General features: G+C 70.9%; 12 protein-coding genes. 6 read left to right on the forward strand and 6 right to left on the reverse strand.

The features are described 5' to 3' along the window. Window positions 1-11: 11 nt before the first annotated feature. Window positions 12-2,078 carry an NAD(+) synthase gene (locus ACFC1W_RS08900; RefSeq protein WP_375991162.1) on the reverse strand — a complete coding sequence of 689 codons (2,067 nt, stop codon included), beginning with the start codon at window positions 2,076-2,078 and terminating at the stop codon, window positions 12-14. Between the two features lie 133 nt (window positions 2,079-2,211). Here ACFC1W_RS08900 and ACFC1W_RS08905 point away from each other — a divergent pair, with 133 nt between their 5' ends. From ACFC1W_RS08905 to ACFC1W_RS08920, 4 genes are all read left to right on the forward strand, one after another. Next, a complete protein-coding gene (locus ACFC1W_RS08905) occupies window positions 2,212-5,754 on the forward strand; it encodes a TM0106 family RecB-like putative nuclease (RefSeq protein WP_375991164.1) in 3,543 nt (1,180 codons plus the stop codon). A gap of 42 nt (window positions 5,755-5,796) precedes the next feature. Then, window positions 5,797-6,117, forward strand: coding sequence for a DUF3467 domain-containing protein (locus ACFC1W_RS08910; protein WP_241112100.1), 321 nt, complete (start codon window positions 5,797-5,799; stop codon window positions 6,115-6,117). 205 nt (window positions 6,118-6,322) lie between these two features. After that, entirely contained in the window at window positions 6,323-6,853 is a 531-nt protein-coding gene (locus tag ACFC1W_RS08915) for a hypothetical protein (protein WP_375991167.1), read from the forward strand. After that, window positions 6,850-8,178, forward strand: coding sequence for a type III PLP-dependent enzyme (locus ACFC1W_RS08920; protein ID WP_375991169.1), 1,329 nt, complete (start codon window positions 6,850-6,852; stop codon window positions 8,176-8,178). Before ACFC1W_RS08915 ends, ACFC1W_RS08920 begins: the two co-directional genes overlap by 4 nt. A gap of 30 nt (window positions 8,179-8,208) precedes the next feature. Here ACFC1W_RS08920 and upp read toward each other — a convergent pair whose 3' ends face one another. Beyond that, window positions 8,209-8,841, reverse strand: a complete 633-nt coding sequence (upp, locus tag ACFC1W_RS08925; RefSeq protein ID WP_241112097.1) for a uracil phosphoribosyltransferase — start codon at window positions 8,839-8,841, stop codon at window positions 8,209-8,211. Between the two features lie 107 nt (window positions 8,842-8,948). Here upp and ACFC1W_RS08930 point away from each other — a divergent pair, with 107 nt between their 5' ends. Further along, window positions 8,949-9,380: a nucleoside deaminase gene (locus tag ACFC1W_RS08930; protein ID WP_375991475.1), complete on the forward strand. Its 432-nt coding sequence runs from the start codon at window positions 8,949-8,951 to the stop codon at window positions 9,378-9,380. A gap of 49 nt (window positions 9,381-9,429) precedes the next feature. Here the strand turns inward: ACFC1W_RS08930 and ACFC1W_RS08935 are convergent, their stop codons facing one another. Further along, window positions 9,430-10,404, reverse strand: a complete 975-nt coding sequence (locus ACFC1W_RS08935) for an alpha/beta hydrolase family protein (protein ID WP_375991172.1) — start codon at window positions 10,402-10,404, stop codon at window positions 9,430-9,432. A 153-nt stretch (window positions 10,405-10,557) separates the two neighbouring features. Between ACFC1W_RS08935 and ACFC1W_RS08940 the strand changes: the two genes are divergently transcribed. Beyond that, window positions 10,558-11,292 (forward strand): DUF2306 domain-containing protein, encoded by a 735-nt coding sequence (locus tag ACFC1W_RS08940; protein ID WP_375991175.1) that lies wholly within the window; start codon window positions 10,558-10,560, stop codon window positions 11,290-11,292. 1 nt (window position 11,293) lies between these two features. Here the strand turns inward: ACFC1W_RS08940 and ACFC1W_RS08945 are convergent, their stop codons facing one another. The 3 genes from ACFC1W_RS08945 to ACFC1W_RS08955 are packed head-to-tail and all read right to left on the reverse strand — an operon-like array spanning window position 11,294 to window position 14,356. Beyond that, on the reverse strand, window positions 11,294-12,223 hold the full coding sequence (locus tag ACFC1W_RS08945; protein ID WP_375991177.1) for an LLM class F420-dependent oxidoreductase: 930 nt from the start codon (window positions 12,221-12,223) through the stop codon (window positions 11,294-11,296). 3 nt (window positions 12,224-12,226) lie between these two features. After that, on the reverse strand, window positions 12,227-13,192 hold the full coding sequence (locus tag ACFC1W_RS08950; protein ID WP_375991179.1) for a cation diffusion facilitator family transporter: 966 nt from the start codon (window positions 13,190-13,192) through the stop codon (window positions 12,227-12,229). 51 nt (window positions 13,193-13,243) lie between these two features. Further along, window positions 13,244-14,356, reverse strand: coding sequence for an alpha/beta hydrolase (locus ACFC1W_RS08955; protein WP_375991182.1), 1,113 nt, complete (start codon window positions 14,354-14,356; stop codon window positions 13,244-13,246). Window positions 14,357-14,429: the final 73 nt, after the last annotated feature.

Raw genomic sequence — 14,429 nt, forward strand, 5'->3', positions numbered from 1 at the left:
CATCCTTCCGCTCACTCCTCGACGAGCTCGGGGAGAGCGGCCTTGAGCTCCGCGATCCACACGTTCGCGTTGCCGTCCGACGGCGCGCGCCAGTCGCCGCGCGGCGACAGCGAGCCGGTCGGCGAGACCTTCGGGCCGTTGGGGATCGCCGAGCGCTTGAACTGCGCGAACGCGAAGTAGCGCCGCAGGAAGACCTGCAGCCACTTCGCGACCGTCGGCAGGTCGTAGGCGTAGCGGTCCTCGGAGGGGAACCCGGGCGGCCAGGCGCCCGCATCCTTGTCCCCCCACGCGTGCGCGGCGAGGTAGGCGATCTTCGACGGGCGGAACCCGAACCGCAGGATGTGGTGCAGCGCGAAGTCGTGGAGCGCGTACGGGCCGATGCGGTCCTCGGTGGACTGCAGCTTGCCGTCCTGCCCCGCCGGCACGAGCTCGGGCGAGATCTCCGTGTCGAGCACCGACTGCAGCACGCGCTTGGCATCCGGCGACAGGTCGGTCGAGCCCTCGCCTTCGTGCGAGATCACCCAGCGGATCACGTGCTGGATGAGCGTCTTCGGCACGCCCGCGTTCACCGCGTAGTGGCTCATGTGGTCGCCGACGCCGTATGTCGCCCAGCCGAGCGCGAGCTCCGAGAGATCGGACGTGCCGATCACCATGCCGCCGTGGTGATTCGCGAGGCGGAAGAGGTAGTCGGTGCGGAGGCCGGCCTGCACGTTCTCGAACGTGATGTCGTGCACCGGCTCGCCGTCGGCGAACGGGTGGTCCAGGCGCTCGAGCATCTCGGTCGCGAGGGGGCGGATGTCGATCGTCTCGATCGAGGCCCCCACCGCCTCGGCCAGGGCGATGGCGTTCGACTTGGTGTGCGCGCTGGTCGCGAATCCGGGCATCGTGTACGCGAGGATGTCGCTGCGCGGGCGGCCCATGCGGTCCATAGCGCGCGCGACGACGAGCAGCGCGTGCGTCGAGTCGAGTCCGCCGCTGACACCGATGACGGGCTTGGGCCCACCGATCGCCTGCATGCGCTGGACCAGGCCCGAGACCTGGATGTTGAACGCCTCGTAGCAGTCCTGCGCCAGCCGGTCGGGGTCGTCGGGCACGAACGGGAAGCGGTCGAGCGTGCGCCGCAGCCCGATGTCGGCGGCGGGCGGGTCGAGTTCGAAGTGCACGACGCGGAACCGCGGGTCGTACGTGCGGCGGTTGTCGTCGAACGTTCCCTGGCGCAGGCGGTCCTGTCGCAGACGGTCCAGATCGACGTCGGCTACCGATCGGCGCGGTCCGTCGGGGAACCGCTCCGTCTCGGCCAGCAGGCTGCCGCCCTCGTAGATCATCGTCTGGCCGTCCCACGACACGTCGTTCGTGGATTCGCCCATTCCCGCGGCGGCATATGCATACGCGGCGAGGCAGCGGAGCGACTGCGACTGGCACAGATCCTTGCGGTCCTCGGCGCGGGCGATGGTGATCGGGCTGCCGCTGAGGTTCAGCAGCACGGTGGCGCCGGCGAGGGCTGCGCCGGCGGACGGCGGGATCGGCACCCACACGTCTTCGCACACCTCGGCGTGCACGACGAGCCCGGGCACGTCGAGCGCCTCGAAGAGAAGGTCGGGGCCGAACGGAGCCTCCAGCTCGCCCACGCGGATGTCTTCGCCCACCTGGTCATCGCCCGGCGCATACCAGCGGCGCTCGTAGAACTCGCGGTAGGTCGGCAGGTAGGACTTGGGGGCGACGCCCAGAAGCTCGCCACGGTGGATCACGACGGCGCAGTTGTAGAGCCGGTTGCCGTGGCGCAGCGGCGCGCCGACCACGAGCATCGGGAAGAGATCAGCGGATGCCTCGACCAGCCGCTCGATCGCGCGTTCGACGGCGTCGAGCACGGCATCCTGCATCACCAGGTCCTCGATGGAGTAGCCGGTGAGGCACAGCTCGGGGAAGACGGCGACCGCCACCGCCTCGGCGTCGCACTCGCGCGCCGTGGCGAGCACGGCGTCGGCGTTCGCGACGGGATCGGCGATCGTGATCGGGATCGTGCAGGCCGCGATGCGTGCGAACCCGTGCCGGTAGGCGCTCTCGAAGGGGAGGCTCATGCCTTCAGTCTGTCAGGCGCGCTCGGCCGCGGGCGAGACCTTGCGCGGGGGCCTGCGCGGGGCTTCCGTGCCGCGCCTGCGTGGACGGGGGTGTCGGCGGCCGCGGCTAGGGTCGTGGAGGAGAAGGGCGGGAATGCGATACATCGAAGACGAGGGCCGGATCGTCTGGAGCGCGAGCGACCTCAAGGCGGCGGCGGAGTGCGAGTTCGCGTGGCTGCGAGCGATCGACGCGAAGCTGGGGCGGGTGGCGGCGGTCGAAGAGCCCGAAGACCTCACGCTGCTCCGTGCCGGGCGGCTGGGCACCCTGCACGAGCGCCGTGTGCTCGCCGAGTACGTCGAGCGGTTCGGCGACGGGGTCGTCGAGGTTCCCGAGGCGCGGTCGTCCGACGCCGCGGCGCTCGCCGAGGCCGTCGCCCTCACGAACGCCGCCCTGGTCTCCGACGCCGACGTCGTCTACCAGGCCGCCTTCGCCACGAACGACTTCGTCGGGTTCGCCGACTTCCTCGTCCGCGACGCTGACGGCCGGTGGGTCGTGCAAGACACCAAGCTCGCCCGGCATGCGCGGGTCACCGCGCTCATGCAGCTCGCGGCGTACGTCGACCAGCTCGACCGTCTCGGCGTTCCGCGATCCGATCGTGTCGAGCTCCTCCTCGGCGACGGCAGCGTCAGCGAGCACGAGGTCGACGACCTGCTGCCGGTGTTCCGTCTGCGGCGCGAGCGCCTTGCCGCGCTCATCGCCGACCGCCGCCTCGACCTGCGCGTCGCCGGCGAGGCGATCGCCTGGGGCGACCCGCGCGACGAGCTCGACGTCGTCGCGTGCGGGCGCTGCGCGACCTGCGACGCCGAGGTCGTGGCATCCCGCGATCTCCTCCTCGTCGCCGGTATGCGACCGGTTCAGCGACAGCGGCTGCGCGCGGCCGGGGTGCGCACGATCGAAGAGCTCGCCGTCGCGCCGCGGGGTCCTGCGGGCATGAACCCCGACACGTTCGGGATGCTGCGCACCCAGGCCAGGCTGCAGCTCGACAGTCCCGCCGGGACGCCCCCGCTCGTGTCACCACCGTCGGGTCACGCCGGCCCCCCGCCGCTGCCGACCTTCGAGGTCGTGGCCCCGACCGCGCTGGGCGCGCTGCCCCGCCCCGACCATGGCGATCTGTTCTTCGACTTCGAGGGCGACCCGCTGCACAGTGAGCCGCAGCCGCCGGGCCGCGAGGGCGAGCCGACGCAATGGGGGATCGACTACCTCTTCGGCTGGGTCGACGACCGCGAGCAGTACAGCGCGCTGTGGGCGCACTCGTTCGCCGATGAGAAGCGCGCCCTCGAGACGTTCCTCGACATCGTCGACCTGCGCCGCAGGCAGCATCCGGGCATGCACATCTACCACTACGCGCCCTACGAGCCGTCGCACCTGCTCGCCATGGCCGCTCGGCACGGAGTCCGCGAGGCCGATGTCGACCGACTCCTGCGCGACGGGGTCTTCGTCGACCTGTATCCGATCGTGCGGCGCTCGCTGCGCGTGGGCTCGCGCTCCTACTCGATCAAGAAGCTCGAGCCGCTCTACATGGGCGCCGAGGTGCGCACGAGCGACGTGCAGAAGGGTGACGACTCGATCGTCCGCTACGTCGAGGCCCGCGCGCTCGCCGCCGACGGCGACGAGGCGGCCGCGCAGGAGATCCTCGACGACCTCGCCGACTACAACCGCTACGACTGCGTGTCCACGCGGCGCCTGCGCGACTGGCTGGTCGATCGCGCCCGCGAGGCGGGTCTGCGCCCTTCGCCCAACGGCGAGGCCGACGACCGCGCGTATGAGCCGTCGCACCGCGCACTCGCCCTGGAGCGGCTCGCCCTCGAGCATCCCGCCGACTCCGCCGACGCGCAGTCGCTGCGACTGGGTGCCGCTGCCATCGACTACTACCCGCGTGAGTCGAAGACCTTCTGGGCGACGCACTTCCTCCGGCTGCGCGAACCGGTGTCGCTGTGGGAGGAGACGCGCGATGTCGTGGTCATCGACCCCGCGCGCTCCCGGGTGGTCGAGGACTGGCACTTCGCCGAGAGTGGCCGCGGCGGCGAGCGGCGCACGATCGAGCTGCGCGGTGAACTGGCGCCCGGGACGCGCCTCAGCGAGGGCGGCCAGCCCTTCGCGCTGTACGAGCTGCCGGCACCGTACCCGTTCGAGGGGTCGCCACGGTGGATCCACTCGTACCGGTCGATCACCGTGCTCGAGGTGCTCGACAACGGGGCGATCGTCGAAGAGACAGCGGTCGACGGCGTGACCTGGTCGCGACTGCCGGTCGCGCTCACGCCGATGGCGCCGCCGTCCGCAGGGAACCAGCAGTCGGCGATCGACGCGTGGGCCGACGCGGTGGTCGGCGCGGCGCCGTCGCTCCCCGCCGATCCGGCGACCGACATCCTCGCTCGGCGTCCGCCGCGCACCGTCGGCGGCGGACTGCCCGCGTCGACGGGCGACGACGTCGACGCGATCGTGCGCGCGGTCGTCGACCTCGACCGCAGCTACCTCGCGGTGCAGGGCCCGCCGGGTACCGGCAAGACGTACGTCGGCTCGCACGTCATCGCCCGGCTCGTCCGCGAGCGCGCGTTCAAGGTCGGCGTGGTCGCGCAGTCGCACGCGGTGGTCGAGAACATGCTCGAGCGCATCGTCGCAGCGGGCGTCCCGAAGGATCTCGTGGGCAAGGCGCCCAAGACCGAGCGCGAGGACTACTGCTTCACCCCGTTGCGCAAGAACGGCGTCGCCGAGTTCACCGTCGAGCGGGCCGATTCGGGATTCGTCGTCGGGGGCACGGCCTGGGACTTCAGCCACGAGGGGCGCATCCCGCGCGGCAGTCTCGACCTCCTCGTCATCGACGAGGCCGGGCAGTTCTCGCTCGCGTCGACCATCGCGGTGTCACTCGCATCGCCGCGCCTGCTGCTGATCGGCGACCCGCAGCAGCTTCCGCAGGTCAGCCAGGGTACCCACCCGGAGCCGGTCGACACGTCGGCGCTCGGCTGGGTCATGGACGGCGCCGACGTCGTCCCGCCCGAGTACGGCTACTTCCTCGCGCGCACGTGGCGCATGCATCCCGCCGTCGCCGAGCCCGTCTCGCGGCTGTCGTATCGGGGTGAGCTCGCCGCCCATCCGTCGACCGCACTGCGCACCCTCGAGGGGGTCGAGCCCGGACTGCATCCAGTGCCGGTCCGCCACCGCGGGAACGCCACACAGTCCGTCGAGGAGGCTGCGACCGTCGTCGACATCGTGAGAGACGTCGTCGGCCGTGCCTGGACCGATATCAGCGTCGACGACGACGGCGTGACGACACCGCTCGCGCCGCGGGCGCTTCAGCAGGGCGACATCATCGTCGTGACGCCCTACAACGCCCAGCAGGTCGCGGTCGAGGAGGCTCTGGCCGCCGCCGGGTTCTCCGACATCCCGGTGGGAACGGTCGACCGCTTCCAGGGGCAGGAGGCCGCCGTCGCGATCGTGTCGCTCGCGGCGTCCGCGGGGCGCGACGCACCGCGCGGTCTCGAGTTCCTGCTGCTGCGCAATCGGCTCAATGTCGCGATCTCCCGCGCCAAGCACACCGCCTACCTGGTGCACTCGCCGGCGCTGCTCGACGACCTGCCGTACACGCCCGAGGGCGTGGCGCGGCTCAGCGGATTCGCCCGGCTGGTCGGGCGGGGCTGACCCGCGCGTAGACTCGCGCACACAGCGACCCAGGAGGTGCGCATGGCCGACGAAGCGCCGCGCCAGTTCGAGATCGACCTTCCGCCGGAGCACATCGGCGGCGCATACGCCGACTTCGCCAACGTGTGGCACACGCCCACCGTGTTCGTGATGGACTTCCTCACCCTCGCGCAGCCGCCGCGCGAACAGGTCGACGCCGAGACCGGCGAACGGCACACCATCGTCCCCGCGCGGGTCGTGAGCCGCATCCGGATCCCCCCGGAGCAGGTCTTCGAACTCGCCAAGGCACTGACCCAGCAGTTGGAGTTCTGGGAGCAGGAGACGGGTCGACGCAACCCGCAGGAACCCCTTCTCGACAACTGATCCTCTAGACAACGGCGGCGAGCATGTCAACCCCGTCTCGAGGTTCCGCTCGCAAGCGTACGCTGACGTAGCGTCGCATAGGCGCGGGTGCGGCATTCGTTCGGCGAGGGGCGGATGCCGCACCTTTTCTTGCCGGTGTCCTAGGCCGCCGGCGTCGGTATCACGCGCTCCGCCCTGCCCTCTTCCACGGGTGAGGGGGTGCGACATGACCACGATCGCCCACAGCCCCGCCACAACGGAGCAGACCGACGAAGGCGCTGCGCCCGGCGCGCGGCGCCGCGGTCTGGGCTTCTGGATCACGCGGTACCTCCCGGCAGAGATCGTCGGCACTGCGGCGATGCTCATCGCGGGGCTGGGCGTGACGATCTGGACAGGCAACGCGGCCGTCATCGCCCTCGCCGGACTCCTCGGCGAGACCGTCGGCTTCTACGCCGTGCTCGCGATCACCATCTACATCGAGCAGGCGCCGGTCTCGCGCAACCGCCGTGTGGCGCTCGGGCGCACCATGCTGCTGCTCGTCGCCGAGTTCGGCGTCGCCGAGCTCCTGGACACCCTGCTCATCCGGCCCGCTCTGCTGATGGCAGGAGTCTGGCTGCTGGCCGACCCGCTATGGGGCCTGCTCGCCGGCAAGATCGTCGCCGACATCGTCTTCTACGCGATCGCCGCCGGGGCGTTCACGATCACCGCCCGCATAGGTCTCCGCGGCGGATCGCGCACCGAGGAGCAGGTCTCATGACCGGCACCGTGACCGGCACCGACACCGACACCGGCACCGACGCCGGTGCCGTCGCGCCCACCGACACCCGCGCCGACCGCCGCGCAACCCGCACGCTCGTCGAACGGCGGCGGGCCGAGGCATCCGCTCTCCTCTCCACCGACGCCGCCCGTGCCGCGCTCGCGCTGCACGGCACCCCGCTGCTGCTGCTCGATCCGGAGCGAGTGCGGCGGCAGTACCGCCGGCTACGCGACGCGCTGCCGTTCGTGCGCTTCCACTACGCGGTGAAGGCTCTCTCCCACGACGCTGTCGTCGGTGCACTCGACGACGCGGGCAGCGGCTTCGACATCGCCACGGGAGAGGAACTGGAGCTGCTCACCCGGCGCGGGATCGATGTGGCGCGGATCATCCACACGCATCCCGTCAAGAAGCCGTCCGAGATCGCGGCGGCGCTCTCCGCGGGAGTGCGCACGTTCGTCGTCGACAACGAGGTCGAACTGGCCAAGTTCGCCGGCGCACCCGCCGACGTCGGCCTCCTCGTACGGCTGGCCTACCGCAGCCCGCACGCGAAGAGCGACCTGTCGAGCAAGTTCGGCGTCGGCCCGTTCGAAGCGGCCCGCCTCGTCGAGCAGGCGAAGCGGCAGGGCACCCGCATCGCCGGGTTCAGCTTCCACGTCGGCAGCCAGCTCGATGACCCCGCCCGGTTCGCCGTCGCGGTGAGCGAGACCCTCGCGCTGATGGTCGACCTCGAGCGCCGGCTGTGCGTGCGCTTCGACACGCTCGACATCGGGGGCGGGTTCCCCGTCTCGTACGACCGGCCCAGCGCGACGATCGAAGAGGTCGCCGCCCGCCTGCGGCCGATCCTCGAGCCGCATGTCGGGCGACTCGACATCATTGCCGAACCCGGCCGTGTGCTGGTCGCCGAGGCGATGACCCTCGTGACGAGTGTGGTCGGCGTCGCCGAACGCGGCGACGGACGCTGGTACTACCTCGACGACGGAGTGTACGGCTCGTACTCGAACGTCGTCGCCGAAGACGTGCATCCGATCGTGATCGCCGAGAAGGAGCTGCGTGACGGGGCGTCCGGCACCGAGGCTCACCGGTGGGCGACGCTGGGCGGGCCGACGTGCGACTCGACCGACGTGATCGCGCGCGAGACCCTGCTGCCCGAACTCGCCGTGGGCGATCTGCTCGTGAGCCCGGTGATGGGCGCCTACACATCGGTGACAGCGACGCGGTTCAACGGCCGCGCGCTCACGCCCATCGCGGTCATGGGGCGTGGACTCGTGACCGGCGAGGTCACGGCGGTCGGAGCATCCGACCCCCGTGCCGTCAGCATCGTGTGAGGATAGGCCAGACCGTCGTCCGAGGGTCGGTCAGACCGTCCCGTACAGGCGGTCGCCGGCGTCACCCAGCCCGGGCACGATGTAGCCCTTGTCGTTGAGGCGCTCGTCCATTGCGCCGAGCACGAGGGTCACGTCGCGGCCTTCGACCTGCTTCTCGATCGCCTGGACGCCTTCGGGGGCGCCCAGCAGGCAGATCGCCGTGACGTCCTGCGCGCCGCGCGCGAAGAGGAACTCGATCGCCGCGCCCAGCGAGCCGCCCGTCGCGAGCATCGGGTCGAGCACGAAGCACTGCCGATCGCTGAGGTCGTCGGGCAGGCGCTCGGCGTACGTCGACGGCTCGAGCGTCTCTTCGTTGCGCACCATGCCGAGGAAGCCCACTTCGGCGGTGGGGATGAGCTTGACCATGCCCTCGAGCATGCCGAGGCCGGCGCGCAGGATGGGCACGACGAGCGGGCGAGGCTCGCTGATCTTCACGCCGGTGGTCGTCGTGACGGGCGTCTGGATCTCGAGGGGCGACACCCGCACGCTGCGGGTCGCTTCGTAGGCGAGAAGCGTCACGAGCTCCTCGGTGAGCTGGCGGAACACCGGCGACGGCGTGCGCTCGTCGCGCAGCACCGTGAGCTTGTGGGTGATGAGGGGGTGATCGGCGACGTGCAGGCGCATACGCCCAGGGTAGTGCGTGGCGGGCCGCGCGCCGGAAGCGGGTTCGCGCACGAGCCTGACGGCCGTACGCTCGTGCTGTGACGTTCGACCCCGCCGACCTCGCCGCGATGGACCGCGCCCTCGCGCTGGCCGCGGCTGCGGGTGAGGCCGGCGACGTCCCGGTCGGGGCGGTGGTGACGGATGCCGCGGGCCGGCCGATCGGCGAGGGCCGGAACCTCCGCGAGGTCGAGCACGATCCGACGGCGCACGCGGAGGTGGTCGCGCTGCGCGCGGCCGCGGCCGCCACCGGCTCGTGGAACCTCGAGGGGTGCACGCTCGTCGTGACCCTTGAGCCGTGCGTCATGTGCGCCGGCGCCGTGCTGCAGTCGCGCGTCTCGCGGCTGGTGTTCGGCGCCTGGGACGAGAAGGCGGGCGCGGCCGGCTCGATGTACGACGTCGTGCGCGACCGGCGCCTGCCGTATCGCGCGGAGGTCATCGCGGGCGTGCGCGAGGCCGAGGCGTCCGCGCTCCTCCGCGCCTTCTTCGACGCCCGCCGCTGAGGCGCGGCGCGGACACGCGGCACTCGCGGCGCTGACGCGCGGCGCTGGATCAGGGCATGCGCTCGGCGAGGAACTCGGTGATCCGCTGGGTTACCGGCGCGGTGCCGTTCAAGAAGTGGTCCGCACCCTCGACCTCGATGAGTTCGACGTCCTTGCCGGCACCGGTCCACTGCGCGTTGAGGAATCTCGACCAGCCGATGGGAACGACGTCGTCATGGGTGCCGTGGACGACGAGGAGCGGCGACGCCATTCGATCGACGAAGGTGAGCGCCGACACGTCACGCCAGTAGTCCGGTGACTCCTCGGGGTCTCCGTGCGCGGCCGTGATCGTGTCGTAGAACGGGGTTCCCGACGCGAAGCGCTTGACGTCCTCCCAGGGCGAGACATGAGACGGCGCCAGCGCGACGAAGGCGCGCGCGACGTCGGGCGCCACGACGGCGGCCTTCACGGCCATCGCCCCGCCCAGGGAGTGCCCGACGATCGCCACCCGCTCGGGATCCACCTGCGGATCGGACGCGGTCGCCCGCGCGGCGTTGACGACGTCGAGGGTCGCGCCGACATCCATGTCCGTCTCCCACGCGGGGTCGTCCTCCGACTCCCCGTGGTTGCGCAGATCGGGGACCACCACCGTGTAGCCGCTGTCGACGAGGGCATCCGCGAGCTCGTCGTACTCCGTGAGGCCCGAGTACTCGTCGGGATCCACCGACCCGTGCACGAACACGATGGCGGGACTCTCGACTGCGCCACTCGGCGGCCGGCGGATCACCGCACGCAGGAGCAGGCCGCCGCTCTCGTAGGAGACGACGTCGGCGTGATCGCCATCGAAGTCGGTGGTCTCCTGCACGACCTCGAACACGGGATGCTCCGGCTCGGCCTCGATGATCGAGCGAAGCGTTCGGTCGCCCGGGAGGCTGACGTCCACCGGAGTCGGCATCGGCGACGCCGCAGTGCAGCCGCAGACTGTGATCAGGACGAACGCTGCGATCGCGGCCCCCAGTGGCCGCGCGTTGATTCCGTCGGGCATGGTGCCACCCCGCAATCGATGAGCGAACAGTACTCCCGCAGTGCGCGCAGCGACAGAGCTCGCTCATGCGCTCGAGATCGGGGGGTTCGCGCACCGCGCATCCGGGGGTCTGCACCCTGCCCGCCACGCCGCGGCGTCCCTACCGTGACAGCCATGACTCGCCTCATCGAACCCGTCCGCACCGCTCCCGTCGGCACCCCGGGGTCGCGCGCCGCCGGCCGTGTGGGCTGGACCTTCGTGCTGCTCTCGGCCCTCGCCGTGGTGGCGTTCTCGGCGATGCCGTACTTCACCGCGTCGTTGCGCGAGCTCGCCGGTGACGGCGTCGGGCTCGCCCCGACGTACGCCGAGACGTCGGTCTTCGTGCAAGCGGCGTTCTACGCGCACATCGTCGGCGGCGCGACGGCGCTCGTCCTCGGCGCACTGCAGTTCTGGCGCGGCCTGCGCGAGCGCGCACCGCGCGTGCATCGCTGGAGCGGCCGCCTCTATCTGGCCGGCGTCGCCGTGGGCGGGACGGCGGGGCTCATGATCGCGCCGTCCAGCCCTGCCGGCTACGTCGGGTTCTTCGGATTCGGCGCGCTGGCGGTGCTGTGGCTCGTCACCGGCTGGCGTGCCTACCGTGCGATCCGTCGCGGCGACGTGCCGAGCCATCAGGCCTGGATGATCCGCAACTACGCACTGACGTATGCGGGCGTGACGCTGCGGCTATGGCTGCCGCTGCTCATGATGTCGCCGATGCTGCTCGGGCAGTCCGTCGACATGGGAACGGCGTTCGCGAACGCATACGCGGCGGTGCCCTTCCTCTGCTGGCTGCCGAACCTGGTGGTCGCGGAATGGCTCGTGCGCCGGCGCGGTCTCCCGTCGTACCGTCTGCCGGTGACGCGGGGCTGACTCAGCGGGGGAGATGCGGCAGCACGTCCTGACCGAGGTACTCGACCTGGTCGACGTCCTGCAGGTCCATCAGCTGCAGGTAGAGGCGATCGGCGCCGAGCGCGGCGATCCGCTCGACCTTGGCGATGATCTCATCCCGCGAGCCGACGATGTCGGTGTCGCCGCGCAGCTGGTCCACCGTGCGACCGATGTTCGCCGCCCTGCGGTCGAGTTCTGGAGCGGATGCCGCGGCCAGCGTCGGCAGCGCAACCGAGAGCTTCAGCGTGCCGGGGTCGCGGCCGATGCGCTCGCACGCGGCGCGCACCCCGGCGAAGCGCTCGGCGATCTCGTGCTCGGGGCGGAACCCGATGTTGAACTCCGTGGCGAACCGGGCGGCGAGCTCGGGCGTGCGTCGGGGGCCGGCGCCGCCCACGATCAGCGGGATCCGCTCCTGCACCGGGCGGGGCAGGGGCGGAGCATCCGTCAGCTCGTAGTGTCTTCCCGAGAACGAGAATGTCTCCTCGACGGGGGTGCGCCACAGACCCGCGACGATCGCGAGCTGCTCCTCGAGCAGGTCGAACCGCTTCGCGGGGAACGGGATGCCGTACGCCCGGTGCTCGCGCTCGAACCAGCCTGTGCCGAGCCCGAGCTCGACTCGTCCGCCCGACATCGCGTCGACCTGCGCGACCTGGATCGCCAGGATGCCCGGCTGCCGGTAGGTGACCGACGACACCAGCGTGCCGAGACGGATGCGCGACGTCTCCCGCGCGAGCCCCGCGAGGGTCGTCCATGCGTCGGTCGGGCCCGGCAGCGGATCGCCGGCGCCCATGTGCAGGTAGTGGTCGGAGCGGAAGAACGCGTCGAATCCGAGACGCTCGCCGGCCTGCGCGAATGCGAGCTGGTCGTCGTAGGTCGCGCCCTGCTGCGGCTCGGTGAAGAGGCAGTACTCCATCGCTCAGTCGGCCGAGCGGATGACGAAGTCCGACGTCGGGGGAGTGGGATCGTCGCCCGGTCGGTAGATGTCGGGCTCGAAGTAGAGAACGCGGGCCGTGGGCACCGCGTCGCGCACGCGGGTCTCGATGCGGTCGATGTCGGCGGCGACCGAGGCGAGCGGCTTGTCGGACGCGAACCCGAGCTTGGCCGCGACGAGCAGCTCGTCGGGCCCGAGGTAGAGCGTCTTGATGTGGATGAGCTTCTCGATCTCGTGGCCCTCGAGGATCGCGGTGACGATGCGGTCGTGGTCGGCGGTGGTCGCGCCCTCGCCCACGAGGAGGCTCTTGGTTTCGATGCCGAGGACGATGGCGATGATGATCAGCAGCGTGCCGATCATCAGTGTGCCGAGCGCGTCGAAGAGCGGGTTGTGCGTGATGGCGGTCATGCCGACGCCGAACAGGGCGAACGCCAGTCCGGTGAGGGCGCCGACGTCCTCGAGCAGCACGACGGGCAGCTCGGGAGCCTTCGAGTGCCGAACGAACGACACCCACGACTGGCGCGGACCACGCACGAGGTTGCTCTCCTTGATCGCCGTGCGCAGCGAGAACGACTCGAGCACGATCGCGATCACGAGCACCACGATCGGCACCCAGTAGTTGGTGACCTCGTGGGGATGGGTGAGCTTCTCGATGCCCTCGTAGATCGAGAACAGGCCGCCGACCGAGAACAGGATGATCGACACGACGAAGGCGTAGACGTAGCGCTCGCGCCCGTAGCCGAAAGGGTGCTCGCGATCGGCCGCGCGCTTCGCGCGCCGCCCGCCGAGCAGCAGGAGGAGCTGGTTGCCCGAGTCGGCGACCGAGTGGATCGCCTCGGCGAGCATCGACGCCGAGCCCGAGATGAACCATGCGATGAACTTCGCGAGGGCGATGCCCATGTTCGCCAGGAACGCCGCGATGATCGCCTTGCCGCCGCCGGAAGCACTCATGCGACGAGTCTACGGATGCCGCCGTGGTGCGTCCGCCCGGTTGACGTGGCCTCAGTCGGAGGAGCGGATGATGATCGCCTCGGTCGGCGGCGACGGGTGGGCGGACGGTCCGACATAGCCGATCACGGTCAGCAGCGCGTGGCGGAACTCTGCGGGACGCTCGAGGTGCGCGGTGTGACCGACGTTCTCGAGGGCGAGCTCGGTCACGTCGCCGCCGGCATCCGAGTAGCGAGCCAGCACGTCGCGCATCTGCGACACCATCGGCTGCGGGGGCGCGACCTCGTCGCCCGGCCACCCCGGCACGATGCCGAGCTTGCCGAGGTTGTTGAAGTCGTACAGCGAGGCGTCGGACACGATCGCGTCGAGGAGGCCGTGCACCCACAGGATCGGAGGCTTCTCGGCGAGGTCGACGACGCCCGACACGTCGAAGTACTTCGGCGCCATCGTGTTGAGGACGCCGATGGTGCCGGGCGCGAACCCGGGCCAGTTCTCGCTCGTTGTGCTGTCGCCCGGGTAGTTGCCGGTCGCGGTCGAGGTCGACAGCATCGACGTCACCCACACGTCCTCGTGCTCCGAGGTGAACCCGGGCGCCACATAGCTCGCGCGGAACACGCTCCGCGGAGAGGTCGCAGCCTCGTCCGTCTCGTCGTGGTCGATGATGCGCTGCACGAAGTCGGGGTTGGTCCCGCCCCCGCCGCAGCCCGCGTCGTCGTCGGTGAGCCGCGAACCGTCGCGGCGCGTGGGCCCGACGCCGAACGGTGAGACGGGGGACTCCAGCGTGAGGCTGAGTGCGCCGTGGTCGAGCGCGTACTGCATGATCACCCCGCCGCCCATGGACCAGCCGACGAAGTGCGCGCGGCCGATGCCGAGGGCCTCCAGGGTGGCGTGCACGTCGTCGCTGAAGTCGCGCACACCGCGTGTGGCGTCGATCGGCGCGTGCTCGGAGCCGCCGAAGCCGCGGAGGTCGATCGCGATCACCCGCAGATCGCTCGGCAGGTCCTGCATCAGCTCCTGCCAGAACAGCGACGACGAGACGTTGCCGTGGACGAGGATGACCGTGCGATCGCCGGGCGTGGCATCGCTGTCGCCCTCCCGCTCGAGGATGCTGACGTTCAGCCGCGGCGTTTCGATGACGCGCTGCGTGATGCCGTCGAAGAGGGTCATGATCGGGTCCTCCGCTGTCGCACGGGGACGCCCCGCCCCCGCTGACTCGACTATAGCCCCGCCCGACCCATGG

It is taken from the genome of Microbacterium sp. NPDC056003, assembly GCF_042274785.1.
Taxonomy (GTDB): Bacteria; Actinomycetota; Actinomycetes; order Actinomycetales; family Microbacteriaceae; genus Microbacterium.